The sequence below is a fragment of the Vagococcus sp. WN80Y genome (assembly GCF_059621045.1).
Genome location: NZ_JCAQHY010000167.1, coordinates 1 through 18,920 on the forward strand (window position 1 = coordinate 1; position 18,920 = coordinate 18,920).

Below are 18,920 nucleotides of genomic sequence, written 5' to 3' on the forward strand. Positions count from 1 at the left end.
AGACAAAACTTCAAGGAGGAATACTACGACCTCTATCTGTACGAAATAATCATACCCCTTATGGGGATGAAAAGGAACTATCAGAATAAATCTGATAACCTTATTATACGAGGAGGAAACGATGGTGTCTGAAAAAATAAAATTGACATGTGAAGTGGTTGAAGTTGGAAACAGGTATCAAGATTTTTTAAGTGAAGGGATTATTTTAATATTTCCTGTAGAGACTGTTATGACTCAAATAAAAAATTACAGCTTAATGGTTTCAAGTATTGTCCTTCATGAAGAGATACGATTAGGGGATTCACTAGTCATTGGGGACTCTGTTTTTAAAATCACTGATGTTGGTACGTTGGTAAATACTAATATTCGAGAAATTGGTCATTTTACGATTAAAGTGGAAACAAGTGAACAAAATAAATTACCAGGTACGCTTTATATTGAGCCTGTAACATTATCACCTATTAAAGTAGGGGAAAAAATAATGATCAAAGAGGGATAGTTATGAGACGACCAATCATCGCGATGAATTTAAAAAATTACATTAATAAGGAAACACTATCAGAAAAGTTATTCGAGCAATTAAAGGGTGAATTAGGTTCTGTTACCGATTTGGCTAAAATCGATGTTTACTTATTTCCAAGTATGGGAAATTTGCATGTTGCTAGAAATAGTTTTAAAGATACTTCTATTAAATATGGTTCCCAAAATATTGCTCCTGAAATAAATGGTGCCTATACTGGTGAATATTCAATCGAGTCATTGATTGATTGTGGTGGAAGTTTGGTTGAGATTGGTCATTATGAGAGACTCACTCTATTTGGAGAGACGGCAGAATTAATTAATAAAAAAATAGAATTGACTCTAAAAGAGCAGTTGCTCCCATTAATTTGTGTAGGCTCTGAAGACAAACTGCTCAGACGAGCTAATTTTAAAACCTACATGAAAGAGCAATTAGATCGTTATTTTGGCTCTATTTCACTAAATGTCACACAAGATATTATTCTGGCCTACGAACCAGGCTGGGCCATAGGGAAAACTGAAGCAGCACCAGTGGCTTTAGTTCACGAGAATCATGGCGTAATTAGAGAGGTTTTAAGAGATCGTTTTGGGCAAGAGATCGCTAATAATATACGCTTGATTTATGGTGGATCAGTTTCTAAGGATAATGCGACTGAGCTAGTTTCTGGAAAGGATGTCGATGGGTTATTTATTGGCCGATTTGGGCATGAGCCGCAAAACTTCAGAACCATATTAGAACAAATTTTAACCATTAAAACGAGGTGAATCTGATGAGAAAGCCTATAGTTGTGATGAATTGGGCAATGAGACAAAATAAAAATCAAGACGCTATTAATTTTTCAAAAGAACTGGTTAGTAGTTTAAAAACAAGTCAAAGAGTTGAAACAGTCATTTTACCTTCGATGGGGACGATTACGTCTGTAGCGGAAGTGACGAAAGGAACGACTATTGACGTTGGCGCACAGAATATCGCTACGATTGAAAAAGGTGAACTGTCTGGCGAATATTCTATAGAATCTTTAGTGGATATCGGCGGAAAATTTGTTGAGCTTGGTCACTGGGAACGTCGCTTGTTGTTTGGCGAGACAGATGAAACGATTAATCAAAAGCTTTTACTGACATTAAGTCAAGGAGTCACTCCGATTTTATGTGTAGGTGAGATTGAAAAAACAGAAGTGGTTTTCAATGTTTTGCAGAAAATTGAACGACAATTATTTAATGGGCTTTTTGGTGTAGCAAGTGAGGAGTTAAAAAACATTGTGATTGCCTACACGCCATACTGGGCGGTTGGAAAATCTTATGCGTCTAATTATTTGCATATCCATGAAATCGCTACAGGAATTCGGATGACATTAAAGAAGTATTTTGGACAAGAAGAGGTTGAAAAAATAAGAATTATTTACGGTGGTTCTGTTAGTCCTGAAAATACGAAGCTAATGATGAGCAATCCAGTTATTGATGGTGTTTTAGTGGGGCGGTTTGGGAGCGAGCCGAGTCGCTATGCGGAAATAGTTAAGATAGTTGAGGATAATGAGAGTTGATTAATTAAGAACATTCGTGTTACTCCTTTATCCTTTTATTATGGAATTAGAGAAGACACTGGCTATTTTAATAATGAGCTAGAGTTTAAATAAGGACTATCATTATAATAAATAGGTTTAAAACCCCCTTAACTACGAATAATGGCTGTAGTTAAGGGGGGAACATACTCTAAAAGAATTTATGACAGCGTTGATAGGTAATCATCAAGAGCCTCTTCAAAAGATCGCATATATCTAATCTTTTTTGTATCCACTAAGACGGCAGATTTAGGGCGCGCAGCTGGCCGCTTTAATTGTTCTCCTGAAATAGGATTTATCTGAGTGTTACTATTAATTTTTTTTAAGAAAATATTGGCTGCTTCAAACCAGGTGACAGCGCCAGTATTGACAATATGGTATATCCCTTGTAGATTATCGGGGTGTTCAATTAGATCTAAGACATAGCGTGCAACATCTTTAGTGTAAGTGAAGCAGCATATTTCATCATCCACAATATCTAAACTATTTTTATTTTTTGAAGCAGTTAAGATAGCATCAAAAAAGCTTGGTTTAGACGAATGCCCACTACCTAATGGACCAAATAAATTGGCCACTCGAATTAGAAGCCCATCTAAACCTGCTTCAGCATAGGATAGGAGGGCCTCTTCTCCTATTTGCTTAGTGAGTCCATAAAAATTAATAGGAGTTGTTGAGTCATGCTCTTTATAAGCTGATTTCTCACCAGAAAATACGTAGTTTGATGAAAATTGAATCAATTTGCAGTTTATCTCCTTACAAATTTGTGATAAACAAGTGACTAATCTGATATTAAGAGAAATCGCTTGTTTTTGTTCTGCGAGAGTTGTTTCACAGCCATCAACATTATTGTAAGCAACCGTATTAATAATAATTGAAGGGGATAGTTGCTTTATTTTTTTCTCAACACTAATAAAATCTCTAAGATCGGCTTCTTTTCGAGTCCATGAGATCACGTTATTGTAGAAACGACTGTTCAGTTCATTCACAATTTGGGTACCTAGATTTCCTTGAGAGCCCAAGACTAATATTTTCTTATTTTGGTTACTATTGGTCATGTTAATCCCTCTTTTCTTTAGTACAACTGATTATTCCTATTACTGAAGCTCAAGTTAGCTATATGACGACTTTCGATTCTCGACTATTAGAGATGCTGCCGCATAACTGTCGTTTGCTAAGAGTGGAACTGACAAATAAATCCTAGTGATTTTTCGTAGTTATTTTGTGAAAACATAGTATCATTTCCCCATGACTTGGCAAGCTCCATTACAATATCTTCATCTAAGATCAGGTCATCCTCTTGCGAATCCTCACTAATTCGGAGATTAGCTACCCCGATTTCTTGTTCTTCTTTAGTTGGTTCTCCCTCCAACCAAGTCAGCTCACCTCACCTTCAATGGACCAAACACCACGAATAAGCTTATGATCTACAAATTTTATCCAAGCATAAAAGTCAGCTACCCGATGGTTGCCAAAAAAAAGTAGTTCTTCAAATAAGTGGGCATGTTGCTTGATCACTTCAATGTCTTCATTAATTTCCTCTAGTAAGTCAATCACTAGAACATATCCATCTACTATAGGAGAAATAAACACCTTGCTTGTATTATAGACTTGATCTGACTCTTTCCAGTTTGAACGTCCAAGGACAGTTAATTTTAGTTTCTCGATGACTGACTCAGGTGTTTCATTTTCAATCGCATACCAACCAGTTTTATACCCAAAAGGCTCTGGATAGTCAGGCTCTCCGTGACCAGTCTTCCTATTCTCACTGTTGTTTGATAATATATCCTGTTCTTTCTGTTTCTTCTGTCCAAATAATTTCTTTATTCTTTTTAGCAGTTTAAATCAGTCCTTTTAGTTCAATTTGTAAACTTTTTAAGGAATTGTCATGAATTGCTTACTCATTTTTTATTAGTGATGTATTAATTAATAGTTACGCATAGCTTTGTAGATGTCAAGTCATGATGAAATTTTATTAGTAAAAAATAGAAACCAATTACAATGAAATTAGGGTATGTGGGAAAATTTCTTTTGAAAATAAGCTGTTATAGCTTATTTTTATGACGTATTATCATCATTATCAAAACTTTTCTGTTAACGTTATATCCTTATCTAAAATTGTGTTTGCTAAGTAAGTTGCTAGATGATTTTCACTTTAGTGTGACAAGACAAATCTGATAGTGGAAGAAGATATTAAGAGGCTTTTATTTTCCGTATTGAACTGTCGTAACAACTTAGTAAAATAAAGGGAGTTAAGTGTGCTAATAAGGAGTTCTCAATTAGTAGCATGACTATATCACTAGCATTAATCTAATGTCAGCCTGTCTATAGTGGAGTTTAAACGAGAAGAGACGCGTATGGCTTTTAATTCTGGCATCTCGAGTGTATTGGTATCATTGACAACACTTAATAGTGAGGGGAGAGGCTTATTAATAATCGACGAAACTGTTATGAGTAGCTGACTAAGTAAGTGGACTTGTAAAATTACTTCATCATTTATGAAATAATTTAAAGAAATAAATAACAGAATTATCTTGTAATACCTGTGCAAATTTTAGTTTGATTATCAAAAAAGAACTTTATGAACGAGAATTTGTATAATGTATTTTAGCGAGTGTTTATTAATAATCTTAATACTTAAAATTTTTATTAGTTTTATTTGTTTGCGTAGTGAGGTATGAAAAGAGTGTATATATTAAGGAGTGGTGATTACGAACAAGAAACAAAAGATAGCTCAAAGGGTGTTTGGAATCATAGTGAAGCGATGAACATTAATAGAAATAAAGAAATGGAGATAATCATGAAAAAAACAATTCATATCTTTTTGACCATAGTGCTGATATTACAGGCCTTTATTCCGCAAATTGTTCTAGCAGCAGAAGCGTCGTCCATCAATTGATCAAGAGTTGATTGATAAAATTAAGTATTTAAGACAAAATCAAAATTATTGGTTAGAGAAATTGGGTCCGTTCATAAGTATGGTTTGGAAGTCACTGATTTCAAGTTAAAAGAAAATATAAATGCTAGTGTTAATTTTGGATAGGCATTAAAATAGTTTTCATCGTTTAAAAAAATAGGAAAAAAATCTTTTAGTTGGTATAATCTAGACTAATAGTTGTAAGCGAACTGATTAGGAGAGAGCAACTACTAAATAAATGATGGAGCTAATAAACCATGAGTGTAACCGAAATAATGATGGAATTAGAAGCGTTAGGAACAGCTCAAACGCGCAAGACTTTTACAACTCACGGAGCGCCTGCAAATTGTTATGGCGTCAAGATTGGTGATTTGAAAAAGCACCTACTAAAAAAAGTTAAGCGAAACCAGGAGCTTTGTATGGCGCTTTTTGCCACAGGAAATACAGATGCGCAATATTTGGCAGGCCTTGGGATTAAGCCGCAAGAAATGACTAAAGAGGACATTTCTTTATGGTTAAGCCAGAGTAGTTGGTCGGCAATTGATGAGACAATCGTCGCTGGAGTAGCGGCAGAAAGTCCTTTCGCCTTAGAGTTGGCGCGAGAATGGTTAGCTATGGCGGATTCAAAATTGCAAAACGTTGGTTGGTTAACCTTCGGAAAAGCACTTGGACTTAAACCGAATGAAGAGCTACCTCAAGACGAAATTGAAGGATTGTTAAACCGAATAAAGCGTGAGATTCACACAGCGCCAAATGAAATTAGGTATAGCATGAATCAGTTTATCATCTATACAGGGAGCTATTGCCCAAACGTGACAGAGCTAGCTTTGGAAGCTGCAGCAGATATTAGTGAAGTTGACATTACACTTCCTACTAAAGGATGTCGTTTGCCAGATCCAGCTGTTAAAATTCAAAAAGTGAAGGCAAATAATCGTTTAGGCGTGAAGCGGAAGCGAATTATTTGTTAATAAAATAGCCTAATGTTGAAAGTTACTTTTTCAAGACTTAAGCTGTTTCTATTGTTATTTTTAGTGAAAGATGTTTGCATTCTACATGTTGTTTAGTTGGATTAACAGCTTGTGGAAGTAAATCACTTTTGTTCAGGGTATCCAGAAAGTTAATGATGAATTGGCAGAAGAAATGATGGAGTGGATCAATAGTAAATGCTTATTTGATGACGTAGTCAAAAAATATAATAGTAACCGAGAGGGACCTCCACATCAAAATAGGGTGGAGGTCCTCTCGGCACAAATATGCATTGTTCTAGCTTCTTAGACCGCGTCCTGTTTCAATCAAGCGCCAACAAACGGCATAAAGTACTACGATAAAGAGAATGAGAATCCCGAGGGACAGCATGATTGGCACGTCAATGGTTCCAAGAAATCCATAGCGAAATCCAGAAATCATGTAAACAATCGGATTAACTTTTGAAACAGCTTGCCAAATTGGTGGTAGCATAGAAATCGCGTAAAAGACGCCACCCAGATACGTCAAGGGCTGTAGAACAAAGGTTGGTACGATTGATACGTCATCAAAGGATTGGGCAAAAATACCATTAAGTAGACCAGCCAATGAGAAGAGAATGGCTGTCATCAGAAGAGTGACGATAATAATTAACCATGAAAAGACATGCAGTGGTACAAAAAAGAGCGAAATCATCGTAACAAGTGCACCAACCAAAATACTTCTACCAAGTCCACCGAGAACAAAGCCCCAAATAATTACATGTGTGGGTACTGGAGCCACTAGTAGCTCTTCAATATTTTTCTGAAACTTCTGAGAGAAAAAAGAGGAAGCAACATTTGAATAAGAGCTAGTGATGACCGACATCATAATCAATCCGGGAACAATGAACTCCATATAAGAAAATCCTGCCATTTCTCCGATTCTCCCACCTATTAAATTACCAAAAATAACAAAATATAGTGAAGTAGTGATAACAGGTGGAACGAGGGTTTGGACCCAGATTCGTAAGTAGCGATTGGTTTCTTTGACTGCTAGGCTTTTTAAAGCTGTAAAATAGAGATTAAACATGTTTTTCCTCCACGTGGCGTGTGTCTTCTGTTATTTTTAGGAATAGTTCCTCTAAGCGATTAGATTTGTTACGCATCGAAAGAACGTCGATTCCTTGGTTACTAAGCTGTTCAAAAAGATGGTTAACGCCTTGATTGCGTTCTACCTCAACAACGAGAGTTAATTCATCTTCAAAGAAGGTTTTATAGCCAGTAATTTCTGGCTTTTTATCAAAGGGAGCTAAATCAAAAATAAAGGTTTCAAATTGCAGTTTTGCTAAGAGAGTTTTCATACTGGTATTTTCAATTAATTCACCAGATTGAATAATGCCGATATTGCGACAAAGCATCTCGGCTTCTTCAAGATAATGAGTTGTGAGAATAATAGTGGTCCCACTTTTGTTTAATTCTTTTAAGTAAACCCACATTTCACGTCTCAGTTCAATGTCAACTCCGGCTGTGGGTTCATCTAAAATTAGTAAGCGCGGTTCATGCATCAATGCGCGAGCAATCATTAAGCGGCGTTTCATACCACCAGAAAGCATACGCGCTCTGACATCACGTTTTTCCCATAAACCAGATTGCTTCAAATATTTTTCACTACGCTTAATGGCTTCTTTACGAGGTACACCGAAATAGCCCGCTTGATTGATCACGATTTGTTGGACGGTTTCAAAGGGGTTGAAATTAAATTCTTGAGGAACTAGCCCGATTTGTTGCTTGGCACGGACTAAATTTGTATCAAGGTCATAATCAAAGACTTTGACGTTACCAGATGTTTTATTAACAAGAGAGGTGATAATCCCGATTGTCGTTGATTTTCCTGCACCATTTGGTCCTAGGAGGGCGTAAAAGTCACCCTCTTCAACGGTTAAGTTAATTCCTTTTAGGGCTTCAACGCCTGTTGCATAAACTTTTTTTAAATTATTAATTTCAAGTGCAAATGTCATTTAGTTATAATCTCCTTATTGGCTTGATTCTCTGGGTGAGTGTTAGCTATGTCCAAAGTATCTTTAGTTTGGCACAAGTATTCTGTATCAGTATTAGAAAGTAGTTGGGTCATAGTGTCCATGAAATCTGTTATAAACTCTTCTCTTAGTTTGTAGTGATGCCATTGGCTTTGTTTACTGACTGAAATAATTCCTGCTTTTTCTAAGACTTTCATATGATGGGAAAGCGTCGGCTGGGTAAAGTCAAAATGTTTTAAAACATCACAAGCGCAAAGACTAGTAGTTGAAAGTAAGTCGATAATTTTCATTCTACTTGGGTCGGATATCGCCTTAAGCACAAGGGAGAGCTGGTCGTAATTCATGTTAAAACCTCCTATATAGATGGTTGGCTATGTTTAATATAGATCAACATCAATGTAAAGTCAAGGCGAATTAATGAGAAGTATAGACAAACGTAATCAGAATAGGGGATGCCACGTATTATTTCATCCAGTAAAATACTGGTAATTGAAAGAGATTAGTTTTATAATGGAGCATAAAATAGTGATTCTTTGGAGGCTTTAATATGACTATTATTAGGAAAAAAAGCTCATTGTTTCTTATTCTTTTTGTAGGTTGCGACGGCTTGCTTCCTTATTTATTAGCCTTATTCTATCCTAAGTATCACACGTTTCGACAAGTCATCAGTGATTTAGGAGAAGTTGGGAGTCCTGTTGAAGCGGCGTTTAAATATGGCTCAATCCTCACAGGGTTACTATTGTTGCTATCACTTCCAGGGGTTTACAGTTATTTTGTTGATAGCCCAGTCAAGCTAAGAATTGGGCTTATAGTTAGTTTGGGATCTTTTGCTTTAGGACAGTGTATTTTATCAGGTTTGTTTAGTGTTAGTCCAGGAGTAGGAGGGGAATTTTCGGTAATTATGCATCAACTAGGCTCTGCTTTGGGAACTGTTGGCATGTTGCTAGTTCCGTTAATATTGACAGCTCTTCATTGGCAAAGGAATCAAATGAAAACAGCTCGTTTATATTTAGGATTGTGGGTTATTTCCCTGATGTTTTCAGCTATTAACGCTTTAGCTCAATTAGGCTATTTTGATCTAGTGGGTTTATGGCAACGATTGTCCATGGTTGCGATGTATCTGCCAATAGTGCTCTTAGCGGTAAACAATCAAGAACATCAAGCTAAATAACTATATATATCTTATTATATAATCGAGAGTGCCTGTTTCACTTCCAGCTATCCCAAGCTGAAAGTCCCTCAAGCACTTTCAATTATTCCGATCTTTAGAGAGGATATATATTTCCGAATTGTTTTACGGGATGTATATATAAGAAAAAAACCGACAATTAGTTTCAACTATTGGTACAATGAGTAGAGTGGCAAGGTTAGTGCTGATGAGATACAAGAGAGGAAAATACTAATGATGAGAAATATTAAATTAACAATTGAATACGACGGCAAAAGATACCGAGGGTGGCAGAGATTGGGTGATTCTGATGCAACTATTCAAGGAAAGATTGAAGGCGTTTTAACGCAGCTAACAGGGGCGCAGACTGAGATTATTGGTTCTGGTCGAACTGATGCGGGAGCTCATGCAAGAGGACAGGTAGCCAATTTTAAGAGTGAGACAGACATGGATAGTGAGAAGATGCTTGATTATCTTAATCGCTACCTACCTCGTGATATTGTAGTGAAAAAAGTAGAAGAGGTTCCAGAAAGATTTCATGCGCGCTATAACGCTACTGGTAAGCAGTATAGCTACTATGTATGGAATGCTGTTACACCATCGGCTTTTCAACAGAATTATAGTAATTATTATCCTCAAAAATTAGACATTGAGCGCATGAATAAAGCGTGTCGCAAGTTAATTGGTCAGCATGATTTTATAGGTTTCTCTTCTCTCAAAAAGACAAAGAAATCAACTATTCGCACAATTAAGGAGTTAACCATTCAACAAGACGGTCCTTTGCTTCATTTTACCTTCGTAGGAGATGGCTTTTTGTATAATATGGTGAGAATTATCATGGGGACCTTGTTAGAAATCGGAGCAGGAATACTGTCGGTTGATATCATCGATGAGATTTTTGAGACTAAAATTAGGCAAGAGGCAGGAGAGACAGTTTCTTCTCACGGCTTATTTCTTGATGAGGTCTATTATTAGACGGATGATGCTTTCATAATGAACATGGCAAAAGGAGAAGGTCATTGGAGTATTTTAATTGTAATCTGGCGATTCACTATACGATTCCTGACGAACTGGAAAAAGAGTTAACAAAGATGTGTTTGACGATGCCATCTGCGATTGAGACCTCAGATGGCTGTTATAGATGGTACGGACATGAAGCGGACAATAAGTTTATTGAGGCATCATTTGAACCATCGGGCCTTCATTTTTTTGCGAAGCTACCTCGTGATGAATGGGAAGAATGGCTTGCGTTATTTAAGCAGCGGGCGACAGAAGTCATGGGTTATGAAGTAGGGGAGCCAGAGGATGGTTATGAGTTTGTTATCTATGATACCCAACCTAGAGGTGTCCTTGGTTATTTGAAGAATTGGTTTAGTTAGACAAAAAGAGCAATCACAGATGGACTTGATGTGAGGTCAAGTCCATCTGTGATTGCCTTTTTATCGTGGTTAGACTAAACCATTTTACCTTTAAGTTTCATGATATAATTAAAAGTAATTAAAGCGCTTTTTTAGTTGAGAGTGTTTTCTGTTTTGATCGGAAAAACTGAGCAATTTCCTCGATTATTAGGTCATTATAGAGATTTTGTTTATTTGCACTAGGCCAACATAAATAAACAGAGCGCCTCATTTTTCCTTCTGCAAAAGGCTTTAAAATGACGTCACTGGATTCGAGATCTTCCCAAAGAGTTGTGGGGATGAAGGTTACTCCGACACCGGCCTTGATTAACCCTCGTAGCGTAGCAGGATCATCGCTTTCATGGGATAGGTCTAATTTGATATTAAGAGTTTTCATGTAACTGTCTAACGTGCATCTGAGTGCATTTTGTTTGGTAAGGCCAATAACATGAATTTTTTTTAAGTCTTTGATGGAGATGATGTCTTTTTTAGCTAAAGGATGGTCTTTAGGAATCGCTAAAAGAATATCTTCTTCCAATAATTCGATAAAATTGTCGTCTTGGTTTAACTCCGAGGTGATTAAAAAATCAACGGCCCCTTTACTGCTGACAGAATGCTGACTGATGTTGAAATGAAGGTCAGGATAGGTCTGTTGAAAATGTCGGATGAGCCCTGGTAACCAAAGCGAACCAACTTCTAAATGAATCGAGAAATTATTTTCTGTGTTATCTTTTAACTGACTGACCGCTTCGAGACCTTTTGATAGTTGTGAGAGAGATTCATTAATATATGGATACAGCTTCTGACCGTAAAGACTTAATACAATATTTCGGCCTTTTTTATTAAATAAGGAAATACCTAGCTCGTCCTCAAGATGATGAAAGAATGCTTATATATAGAGCAGGTCTTGATGATTAATAGGAGGTGAGGGAGTTGTCGGCTGGTTGTTCACCTTGTAGTGCCGTATATTTTTATTAATGATGACATAGCATCTAATGACAGCTTTGTGATATGATAGGTAGTACATAAGAGAATTAAAAAGGAGGTCTTGCTATGGGAAGTATGGAGGAGCTACGTTATTTAATTAATTGTGTTCAACGTGAGGGACAAAAAAACATGCAGAATTATTAAAATCATTGCACCTTACGCCAAATCAAGCAGAAGTTATTCAAGTGTTGGAGAAAAGAGAACCATTGTCACTAAAAGAGTTAGGAGAATTATTGATTTGTGAAAGCAAAAGCCCTAGTCGACTTGTGCAAAGATTAGTGGATAATGGGTTTATTTATAAAAGCAAGGCAATCGACGACAGTCGAAAATCTGTTTTACATCTGACATCTAAGGGACGAGAAATTCTTCCAGAACTACGTGAAAGAGAACGAGTATTTGACGAGTATCTTGAGAAACGTTTGCCAAAAACACCCTCTGTTAAAGAGATGATTGCTATTTTTTATACTCAAATTCAAGAAACCGAAAGTGCTGAAAAAATGAAGAATCGTCAAGAAGACTTTTACACTAAATAAAGATAGTAGCTAGTTAGGTATTATTTTCTAACTAGTTTTTTTGTGTTATAGATGTTTAGTCATTTGTTTTCGTTTTTTTAATAACTTTTTTTGTTTTATTATTGATAATTTAGTTGTTTAATGTTGAATTAATGACTAGACATCTAAATGAAATGGAGAATTAAAATGAAAACAGCTTTAATTACAGGCTCAACCTCAGGAATCGGAGAAGCATACGCTGACTATTATGCTAAAGAAGGTTTTAATTTAGTACTAGTCTCACGCACAGAACAGAAATTACACCTACAAAAAGAACGATTAGAGAAACGGTTTAATACACGAGTGAGTTATCTTGTGGAAGATTTATCAAAGGAATATGCAGCGAAGGATGTTTTTGAAACTTTACAAAAACAGAAGATAGTCATTAATGTGTTAATAAACAATGCGGGAATCGGATTTAATGGGGACGTTGACGAACTGTCATTGGAAAAACAGCATCATGAGACATTCCTTAATTCGCTAGCAGTAATTGATATGTGTCATTTATTTGTGGGTGAAATGAAGAAAAGAAGAGAAGGAACAGTCATCAATCTAGCGTCAACAACAGCGTATTATCCGGTTCCTCACATGGCGGTTTATGCCGCGAGCAAGGCATTTGTTTTATCTTTTACTGAAGCGTTACATGCAGAATGCCGACCATTTGGTATTGATGTCCTTTCAGTATCACCAGGACCAACGGATACTAATTTTTTTGCCGATGATCGAGGCATTGCATATGGTAATTTAAGACAACCGGCAGATGTGATTAAAACGACTGCTCGGGGATTGAAAAGAAATAGACCATCAGTTATTGATGGAAAAATGAATCAATTGATGAGTAGTTACCTCCCAAGACTACTGTCTCGAAAGCATCTGTTAGGACTTATTAATCGAATTATGAGCGGGTTAGTACCAGCGAAATAAGAAGTAAGGCATGAGAGGATGAACAGGATGAACGTTGCCGAGATATATGAGAAGATTGTTCAAATAGAAACACCACCTAAACAATTATTATTGGGATTAGATGCTTATAAATTGGGGCTAGAGGCATATAAAAATTCAAATAGAAAATGCTGAGAACTACCACGATTTAAGCCATTCGATAGATTTTTAAGATTAAGGTTTAGCTTGGAAACAAATAATAACGGAGATTTCGGTTGAAATTGCTGGAGGATAGTTGGAATACAAAGAGGCTGTGACGTAGTCACGGCCTCTTTGTATCTATTCTACAAAATTAAAATCTATTAATCTCCTAACGAAGTAATGATACGATATCTTTTTTAGAGGCACTTTGGGCTGGTAGCCAACTGAAGACAATGCCGATTACAATCGAAAGTATCAGTGCCAACATAGCTGTAAATAAGTCTGGAATAATAGTAAAAGGTGTCACCATCCCCACTAAGTATCCTATCAGCATCCCAAATAGATACCCAATTGCACCGCCGATTAGTGTTAATGTTATTCCTTCTAGTAAAAACTGCCACATAATATTATTTTTTGTGCCACCCATTGCTCGACGAACGCCAATTTCTTTCGTTCGCTCAGAAACGGAAATATAAATCATGTTCATAACACCAATCCCCGAAATGAATAGTGATATTCCGCCGATGATTGAGACAATAGCTGTAATCCCGGTTAAAATCGTCTTTAATTGTGTTACTTGACCAGCTAAATCCTGGCTTTTATAGGAGCCCATGCTTCGAACTGACCCATGTTTATCTAATGTTTTTTCAACTTCTTCAGCAATTTTTTTAGGATCAGCAGTCGCAGCCAGTCGAATTAAGATAGAGTCTTTAGGACTTTCAAAATATTGCTCGTAACTGTTACCCGGTACCTCTACACCTACATAATCATCCTGAGTGGTGATAAATCCAGAGCTATCTCGATCTTCCATAATCCCGATAACTTCAAACAGTTGCCCTTGAATGGTTAAGCTTTTTCCAACAAGTGATTCTGGGTTTTCTTTTTTGATCGCCTTGGCAATTGTTTCATTGATTACTATTACTTTATTGCGGTTGACATTATCAGAGATTTTTATTGGTCGTCCATAGATTGTGTCTGTTCCTTCAGATGTCAATAGCTTAAAGGATCCTTGTGATGAAGCGCCGCTTGCTTCATCAATTTGTTGGGAATAATACTTCGAGCCTTTGTCCTCATTGTTATAATAATCGACACTTTGTACCCCGTCTAGTTCTTCAATTCGTTGAAAGTCATTTTCAGAAAATGAAGCAAGATTTGTCTCGTAAAAAGACTCGTTTGTTGGAGAAAAATTAAAGTATAGACTGGCATCGTAGTCGTCTAACCCGATAAAGTCTGCTGCATACCGCTCAAATCCACGGCCAATTGAAAAAATAGTAATGACAGATGATACGCCAATAATTAAGCCAATCATAGTTAAAAAACTGCGTCTTTTATTTTTCAAAATCGACTTTAAAGAGGTCTTCCAAATTTCGCTAAACCGCATAATCAGTGCCTCCTTCGATAATTTCCCCATCCCGTACTGTAATAACTCGTTTACAATATTGAGCGGCCTCGCTATCGTGAGTAACCATCAAAATGGTAGCTTTTTCTTTTTCATTAAGTTGTTGAAATAATTCCATAATATCTGCAGAAGTATGTGTATCTAAGGCACCTGTTGGTTCATCTGCTACGATAAAGCTTGGATTTCCTGCTAAAGCACGAGCAATTGCCACGCGTTGTTGTTGTCCGCCAGATAGTTGTTTTGGTAGTTTATTGTGTTTATCTGGAATCCCGACTTTTTCTAAAGCGTTCATCACAAGTTCTTTTGTATGTTTGGATTTCATCCCCCCATATAGGAGTGGTAATGCGACATTTTCAAAAACGGTATTGTTCTCTATTAACTGAAATGATTGAAAGACAAAACCGACTGATTGGTTGCGTAAATGTGATAGTTTATTGTCATTGTAGCGATAGGCGTCTTCATCTTTAAATAAATAGCTTCCTTCAAAATCACCATCTAAAAAACTAATGGTATTCATCAATGTGGACTTTCCAGAGCCAGAGGGTCCCATAATGGCAACAAACTCATGAGCTTGGATGTCCAAATTAATGTTTTTTAAGACGTGGATTTTTTCTTGTCCTAATGAATAATACTTGTTAATGTTTGTCATTTTTATCATTGAACAGTCACTTCCATTCCGTCCTTAATCCCTTTCACACTTTTAATTATTTCAGATCCTTCATCTAATCCATTTACTAAGGTGTAGTAGCCGTCTTCTTCTTTAATCGTAATTTCTTTTTGTTGGGCTTTTTTATCCTTAACAAGGTATGCGTACCATTTTCCATCTTTTTCTTGGACACTTTTTGTTGGTAAATGGATTTCATTGCGAGGAATTAAGATTTCTACGCTATATCCTAAAGGAATTGGCTCAGTCGGCTGAGCCGTAAAGTCATAGTTAACAACAGTAGCAGACCCACTGCTAGCTGTATTAGATGAGGCGTTAGCATCATTAACTGTGTTCATCTCAGCAATTGTTGTAATTTTTCCAGAAACGGATTTATTTTGATTGACATAATCAATTGTTATTTCCATGTCTTTGTTTAATTTTTCTTTATCGTATTCTGTCACAGTTCCTTTGATTTCATTTTCTATACTTTTCAATACCATAACGGGTTTAGATGGGTCATTCTTAGCATCTGTATTTAAAATAGTTACAACACTGTCTCTTTCCGCTTTGACTTTTTCTCCCCATTCATACGTTATTAAGACAGCATCTTTTACGACATGATCACCTAAATTGTAATGAATCGTTTTGACTGGTCCTTTTTCGGCATTGAGTAAAACTGACTGTGTCAGCTTTGCTTGAACTTGCCCCTTTAAATGTAAGGGCGTTTGCTTCTCTACCTCGTACATATTGACACTTTTGGCAGTCTTTACATCTTTAGGTTGCATCCCTTGGTACATAAAGTAGCCTGCACCTAAGACTACAACTGCTCCACCGATTAACCACTTTTTTTTCATTTTTAATTTCCTCCATTCATATTTACCTTAATTGTAAATAACGTTCGTTTTTTTATCTTCCTACCAGAGTCTTATTTTTAGTCAGACCTTAGGTGGATAGTTCTTTTTGTTGCTATCTTTTAACACTTACAACTTTACTGGAGAAAATTAAATTGTTTCTTAAGTAAGGTATTAAGTGATTCTTAAGTTTAAAAAAGAGGCTTTTACGCTCAGTGTATTGTGATATAAAACCAGCAAATGAATAGCTATCTGTCAGTAAAAACTCCCTACAGAAATTGGATTAGAGGTTGTGTCTATCGCCAATTGATGGTATATTTTGTAAAATAATGATCAAGTCATGAGTGGAGGGATGTTATGAAGCAGACGAAGCGAGAGCCTTTCCGCCTATCATTAATTAAGGCAAAGTCTATTTCTAAGCAGCTAACGGATAGCTTGACAGTCTTTTTAGTGTTGAGTGGAGAAGTAACGATTCAACAAACCGATCGGAAGTATCGCTTACAAGAAGATGATTTATTAGTTATTAATCCGTTTCAGCCGTATGAGATTAAAAGCTCTGAGAAAAATTTATTTTTATCACTACAACTGTCGTGTACTCAGCTTAGACCTTATTTCGATGATCAAGCAATCCCCCAGTTTGAATGTGATTCCATCGGGAAAGCGACAGAAGAAAAATATCATAAAATGAGGGAAATTCTTGCTCATATGATGGCAACTTTTTTTAAAAATCATAACAGCGCAAATTTAGAGGTTTACCAATACCTGTTTGCACTTCTCGCTCATTTATCAAAAGAATTTCGACAAGAGAATGGGACGGGAATTGTTCATCTGCAAGAAATTGAGGATGAGCGTTTGAAAGCAATTATGACGAGGATTCAAACAGATTATCAGCAAGTGATCTCTTTGGAGCAGTTGTCAGAAGAAAGTGATTTATCCTACTATCATCTATCTCGAACCTTTAAAAAGCAGCTTGGCATGACCTTTACAGAATATTTAAACCAAATCCGTTTAATTCATGCGACAGAGGATTTGCTAGTGACGAATGATTCGATTATTAATGTTGCTCTAAATAATGGCTTTTCAAATGTTAAACAGTTTCATCAAGTATTTAAGAAGTATTATGAAGTAACACCTGCGACTTTTCGTAAAACTAATAGTTTAGTAACAGCTCCTAAAGAGGAGAGGTCTGAATCAGACTATGAAGAACTTACCAGTGTGATGGCGCAACAAGAGCTGGCAAAATATTTGGTGGAAAAAGACATTGACGATGATAATGCAACATTTGAAGAACACTTTTCATTTGATGTAGAGAAGCGTTCGAATCACCCCTACGAATCGGCTAAAAAAATTATTAAGATTGGGCTTGCGAAGGAAGGTCTGGACAATGCTGTTCAGCGGGAGTTACGAATTGTGCAAAAGGAGCTTGCCTTTGATTATGTCCAATTTGAAGGGTTTTGCGAAGAAACTAATTTTGAACATAACCCAACCATTATTTCAGAGTATTTGTTGAACAATCGGTTGTTTGAGTTCTTAGTTTCAATTAAGTTAACTCCGATGATTCAACTCTGTCTACCTAAAGAAGCAGAAACTCTTAAAGAGATTGAAGCATGGTGCGACAGTCAAGTAACATTATTGCGCCATTTTCTAAATCGCTTTGGTAGTGATGAGCTTGCCACATGGGCGATTCAGTGGGGGGCGCCAAAGGGTTATAGTATATGGGATGAGAGAAGTAGCTGGGGTTACCACTATTTTTATCAGAAGGTGAGGAAAAAAATTGGGTCATGTCGAATTGGCTTGTTGACGCTTAAACAATTGGCAGAAGAGGAAAGTCAGGCGTATCTCAGTTTTATTGCGCAACAGGCGAATCAGCGGTCGTTGCCAGATTTTCTCTGTTTTCATGCAGACCCATACAAGACAGCAACTATTAGAGAGCAGTACGCGAAACGGTTTAAAGACTATCAACAATTGATTTTAGCTGAGGTCAAACAAGGGATTGTGGCGATTCAAGAGAGCCATCCAGAGAGTTTTTGGCATCCGGATATTTATTTAACTGAATGGAATACCTTAGTAGGAGAAGGGAATACACTGTCGGGGACCTTTTTTCGCTCGGCGTTGATTCTTGAATCTATCGTGGAGTTATCTGCTGAGATTGAGGGGCTGGCTTATTGGATTAATATTAAAGTGAAGGAACGGCGAACTCATAAGCGAGAGGAAAGTAGCTTGTCTCTCTTTTTGTATGAAGAATTGAGGCGACCACTATTTTTCTCTCTCAGCTTTTTAAATCGTGTGGTGGGCGAGCTGATTGAGAGTGGTGATGGCTACATATTGACTCACTCAAAGGGGCATTATCAATTATTGATATATAATTCCAATTACCTTGATCCCCATTATTCAGTCGATACTTTTCAAGTTAGTTATCAGTCAAAAAAATTGTCAGTCGAACTAAAAAATATGTCAGCAGGTAATTATTTAATTCGGCAGTATATTCTTGATAAAGATCATGGTGGGATTTACAATGATTGGATTCGTGTAGGCGGTCAAACTGAAATTGATGGCGAGCTACAGTCATATTTAGAGCAAATTATTTTACCTAAATTTGATTTAATGAAGGAACGGATTGAGCCTGAAGGCTATCAACTAGCAACTACCTTGACGCTTAATGCCTGTCAGCTATATGTTTTTCAACGATTGTATTAACTAGATTACTCATGGAAGAGCAAAAAACGACTTAGTTTTTTGCTCTTTTTGTTTGTGAATTTAAATAGTCACATAAATAGAGAATTGTTATCGCAAAAAAAGACATTATCAAATGTGGCATTTCTCTTATAATCAATGGTAGAAAACGTTTTTCTGGAGAGAAAAAGTA

The 18,920-nt window shown here is 36.6% G+C and carries 22 protein-coding genes; 12 read left to right on the forward strand and 10 right to left on the reverse strand.

Annotated features, from left to right (window positions below; all coding sequences use genetic code 11):
- The first annotated feature begins 124 nt into the window (after window positions 1-124).
- From AC5KOD_RS16310 to AC5KOD_RS16320, 3 genes are read left to right on the forward strand one after another with little or no spacing between them, the layout of a single operon-like run.
- Window positions 125-499, forward strand: coding sequence for a PTS glucitol/sorbitol transporter subunit IIA (locus AC5KOD_RS16310; protein WP_496915641.1), 375 nt, complete (start codon window positions 125-127; stop codon window positions 497-499).
- A gap of 2 nt (window positions 500-501) precedes the next feature.
- Window positions 502-1,284, forward strand: coding sequence for a triose-phosphate isomerase family protein (locus tag AC5KOD_RS16315; protein WP_496915642.1), 783 nt, complete (start codon window positions 502-504; stop codon window positions 1,282-1,284).
- Between the two features lie 5 nt (window positions 1,285-1,289).
- On the forward strand, window positions 1,290-2,060 hold the full coding sequence (locus AC5KOD_RS16320; RefSeq protein ID WP_496915643.1) for a triose-phosphate isomerase family protein: 771 nt from the start codon (window positions 1,290-1,292) through the stop codon (window positions 2,058-2,060).
- Window positions 2,061-2,239: 179 nt separating this feature from the next.
- Here the strand turns inward: AC5KOD_RS16320 and AC5KOD_RS16325 are convergent, their stop codons facing one another.
- The 3 genes from AC5KOD_RS16325 to AC5KOD_RS16335 form a co-directional block, all read right to left on the reverse strand.
- Complete coding sequence (locus AC5KOD_RS16325) at window positions 2,240-3,133, reverse strand: SDR family oxidoreductase (protein ID WP_496915644.1); 894 nt, start codon at window positions 3,131-3,133, stop codon at window positions 2,240-2,242.
- 116 nt (window positions 3,134-3,249) lie between these two features.
- A complete protein-coding gene (locus AC5KOD_RS16330; protein ID WP_496915645.1) occupies window positions 3,250-3,447 on the reverse strand; it encodes a hypothetical protein in 198 nt (65 codons plus the stop codon).
- A gap of 5 nt (window positions 3,448-3,452) precedes the next feature.
- Complete coding sequence (locus AC5KOD_RS16335; protein ID WP_496915646.1) at window positions 3,453-3,632, reverse strand: hypothetical protein; 180 nt, start codon at window positions 3,630-3,632, stop codon at window positions 3,453-3,455.
- 1,129 nt (window positions 3,633-4,761) lie between these two features.
- Here AC5KOD_RS16335 and AC5KOD_RS16340 point away from each other — a divergent pair.
- Together AC5KOD_RS16340 and AC5KOD_RS16345 are read left to right on the forward strand one after the other, a co-directional pair.
- Window positions 4,762-4,974: a hypothetical protein gene (locus AC5KOD_RS16340; protein ID WP_496915647.1), complete on the forward strand. Its 213-nt coding sequence runs from the start codon at window positions 4,762-4,764 to the stop codon at window positions 4,972-4,974.
- A 275-nt stretch (window positions 4,975-5,249) separates the two neighbouring features.
- A complete protein-coding gene (locus AC5KOD_RS16345; protein WP_496915648.1) occupies window positions 5,250-5,960 on the forward strand; it encodes a DNA alkylation repair protein in 711 nt (236 codons plus the stop codon).
- Between the two features lie 295 nt (window positions 5,961-6,255).
- Here the strand turns inward: AC5KOD_RS16345 and AC5KOD_RS16350 are convergent, their stop codons facing one another.
- The 3 genes from AC5KOD_RS16350 to AC5KOD_RS16360 are packed head-to-tail and all read right to left on the reverse strand — an operon-like array spanning window position 6,256 to window position 8,316.
- Entirely contained in the window at window positions 6,256-7,026 is a 771-nt protein-coding gene (locus AC5KOD_RS16350) for an ABC transporter permease (protein ID WP_496915649.1), read from the reverse strand.
- On the reverse strand, window positions 7,019-7,954 hold the full coding sequence (locus tag AC5KOD_RS16355) for an ABC transporter ATP-binding protein (protein WP_496915650.1): 936 nt from the start codon (window positions 7,952-7,954) through the stop codon (window positions 7,019-7,021). The genes AC5KOD_RS16350 and AC5KOD_RS16355 overlap by 8 nt, the downstream gene beginning before the upstream one ends.
- On the reverse strand, window positions 7,951-8,316 hold the full coding sequence (locus AC5KOD_RS16360) for an ArsR/SmtB family transcription factor (protein WP_496915651.1): 366 nt from the start codon (window positions 8,314-8,316) through the stop codon (window positions 7,951-7,953). Before AC5KOD_RS16360 ends, AC5KOD_RS16355 begins: the two co-directional genes overlap by 4 nt.
- A 203-nt stretch (window positions 8,317-8,519) precedes the next feature.
- Here AC5KOD_RS16360 and AC5KOD_RS16365 point away from each other — a divergent pair, with 203 nt between their 5' ends.
- The 3 genes from AC5KOD_RS16365 to AC5KOD_RS16375 all read left to right on the forward strand — a co-directional run bounded on the left by AC5KOD_RS16365 (window position 8,520) and on the right by AC5KOD_RS16375 (window position 10,519).
- Complete coding sequence (locus tag AC5KOD_RS16365) at window positions 8,520-9,143, forward strand: DUF998 domain-containing protein (protein WP_496915652.1); 624 nt, start codon at window positions 8,520-8,522, stop codon at window positions 9,141-9,143.
- Window positions 9,144-9,377: 234 nt separating this feature from the next.
- Window positions 9,378-10,115: a tRNA pseudouridine(38-40) synthase TruA gene (gene truA / locus AC5KOD_RS16370; protein WP_496915723.1), complete on the forward strand. Its 738-nt coding sequence runs from the start codon at window positions 9,378-9,380 to the stop codon at window positions 10,113-10,115.
- Window positions 10,116-10,159: 44 nt separating this feature from the next.
- A complete protein-coding gene (locus AC5KOD_RS16375; RefSeq protein ID WP_496915653.1) occupies window positions 10,160-10,519 on the forward strand; it encodes a hypothetical protein in 360 nt (119 codons plus the stop codon).
- 118 nt (window positions 10,520-10,637) lie between these two features.
- Here AC5KOD_RS16375 and AC5KOD_RS16380 read toward each other — a convergent pair whose 3' ends face one another.
- Window positions 10,638-11,393: a LysR family transcriptional regulator substrate-binding protein gene (locus AC5KOD_RS16380; RefSeq protein ID WP_496915724.1), complete on the reverse strand. Its 756-nt coding sequence runs from the start codon at window positions 11,391-11,393 to the stop codon at window positions 10,638-10,640.
- Between the two features lie 316 nt (window positions 11,394-11,709).
- Here AC5KOD_RS16380 and AC5KOD_RS16385 point away from each other — a divergent pair, with 316 nt between their 5' ends.
- The 3 genes from AC5KOD_RS16385 (at window position 11,710) to AC5KOD_RS16395 (ending at window position 13,152) form a co-directional block, all read left to right on the forward strand.
- Complete coding sequence (locus tag AC5KOD_RS16385; protein WP_496915654.1) at window positions 11,710-12,057, forward strand: MarR family winged helix-turn-helix transcriptional regulator; 348 nt, start codon at window positions 11,710-11,712, stop codon at window positions 12,055-12,057.
- Between the two features lie 165 nt (window positions 12,058-12,222).
- The gene (locus tag AC5KOD_RS16390) at window positions 12,223-12,999 is read left to right on the forward strand and encodes an SDR family NAD(P)-dependent oxidoreductase (protein WP_496915655.1); all 777 of its coding nucleotides are present in this window, start codon (window positions 12,223-12,225) and stop codon (window positions 12,997-12,999) included.
- A gap of 27 nt (window positions 13,000-13,026) precedes the next feature.
- The gene (locus AC5KOD_RS16395) at window positions 13,027-13,152 is read left to right on the forward strand and encodes a hypothetical protein (RefSeq protein ID WP_496915656.1); all 126 of its coding nucleotides are present in this window, start codon (window positions 13,027-13,029) and stop codon (window positions 13,150-13,152) included.
- Window positions 13,153-13,327: 175 nt separating this feature from the next.
- Here AC5KOD_RS16395 and AC5KOD_RS16400 read toward each other — a convergent pair whose 3' ends face one another.
- From AC5KOD_RS16400 to AC5KOD_RS16410, 3 genes are read right to left on the reverse strand one after another with little or no spacing between them, the layout of a single operon-like run.
- Entirely contained in the window at window positions 13,328-14,539 is a 1,212-nt protein-coding gene (locus AC5KOD_RS16400) for an ABC transporter permease (RefSeq protein WP_496915657.1), read from the reverse strand.
- On the reverse strand, window positions 14,529-15,215 hold the full coding sequence (locus AC5KOD_RS16405; protein WP_496915658.1) for an ABC transporter ATP-binding protein: 687 nt from the start codon (window positions 15,213-15,215) through the stop codon (window positions 14,529-14,531). The genes AC5KOD_RS16400 and AC5KOD_RS16405 overlap by 11 nt, the downstream gene beginning before the upstream one ends.
- Window positions 15,212-16,057, reverse strand: coding sequence for an HlyD family secretion protein (locus AC5KOD_RS16410; protein ID WP_496915659.1), 846 nt, complete (start codon window positions 16,055-16,057; stop codon window positions 15,212-15,214). The genes AC5KOD_RS16405 and AC5KOD_RS16410 overlap by 4 nt, the downstream gene beginning before the upstream one ends.
- A gap of 354 nt (window positions 16,058-16,411) precedes the next feature.
- Between AC5KOD_RS16410 and AC5KOD_RS16415 the strand changes: the two genes are divergently transcribed.
- Window positions 16,412-18,751: a helix-turn-helix domain-containing protein gene (locus tag AC5KOD_RS16415; RefSeq protein WP_496915660.1), complete on the forward strand. Its 2,340-nt coding sequence runs from the start codon at window positions 16,412-16,414 to the stop codon at window positions 18,749-18,751.
- Window positions 18,752-18,920 lie beyond the last annotated feature (169 nt).

Bases quoted from the DNA above. Each gene is read 5' to 3' on its own strand.
- AC5KOD_RS16315 (WP_496915642.1), top strand. From the start codon at position 502: ATGAGACGACCAATCATCGCGATGAATTTAAAAAATTACATTAATAAG.
- AC5KOD_RS16320 (WP_496915643.1), top strand. From the start codon at position 1,290: ATGAGAAAGCCTATAGTTGTGATGAATTGGGCAATGAGACAAAATAAA.
- AC5KOD_RS16325 (WP_496915644.1), bottom strand. From the start codon at position 3,133: ATGACCAATAGTAACCAAAATAAGAAAATATTAGTCTTGGGCTCTCAA.
- AC5KOD_RS16345 (WP_496915648.1), top strand. From the start codon at position 5,250: ATGAGTGTAACCGAAATAATGATGGAATTAGAAGCGTTAGGAACAGCT.
- AC5KOD_RS16350 (WP_496915649.1), bottom strand. From the start codon at position 7,026: ATGTTTAATCTCTATTTTACAGCTTTAAAAAGCCTAGCAGTCAAAGAA.
- AC5KOD_RS16355 (WP_496915650.1), bottom strand. From the start codon at position 7,954: ATGACATTTGCACTTGAAATTAATAATTTAAAAAAAGTTTATGCAACA.
- AC5KOD_RS16360 (WP_496915651.1), bottom strand. From the start codon at position 8,316: ATGAATTACGACCAGCTCTCCCTTGTGCTTAAGGCGATATCCGACCCA.
- AC5KOD_RS16365 (WP_496915652.1), top strand. From the start codon at position 8,520: ATGACTATTATTAGGAAAAAAAGCTCATTGTTTCTTATTCTTTTTGTA.
- truA (WP_496915723.1), top strand. From the start codon at position 9,378: ATGAGAAATATTAAATTAACAATTGAATACGACGGCAAAAGATACCGA.
- AC5KOD_RS16390 (WP_496915655.1), top strand. From the start codon at position 12,223: ATGAAAACAGCTTTAATTACAGGCTCAACCTCAGGAATCGGAGAAGCA.
- AC5KOD_RS16395 (WP_496915656.1), top strand. From the start codon at position 13,027: ATGAACGTTGCCGAGATATATGAGAAGATTGTTCAAATAGAAACACCA.
- AC5KOD_RS16400 (WP_496915657.1), bottom strand. From the start codon at position 14,539: ATGCGGTTTAGCGAAATTTGGAAGACCTCTTTAAAGTCGATTTTGAAA.
- AC5KOD_RS16405 (WP_496915658.1), bottom strand. From the start codon at position 15,215: ATGATAAAAATGACAAACATTAACAAGTATTATTCATTAGGACAAGAA.
- AC5KOD_RS16410 (WP_496915659.1), bottom strand. From the start codon at position 16,057: ATGAAAAAAAAGTGGTTAATCGGTGGAGCAGTTGTAGTCTTAGGTGCA.
- AC5KOD_RS16415 (WP_496915660.1), top strand. From the start codon at position 16,412: ATGAAGCAGACGAAGCGAGAGCCTTTCCGCCTATCATTAATTAAGGCA.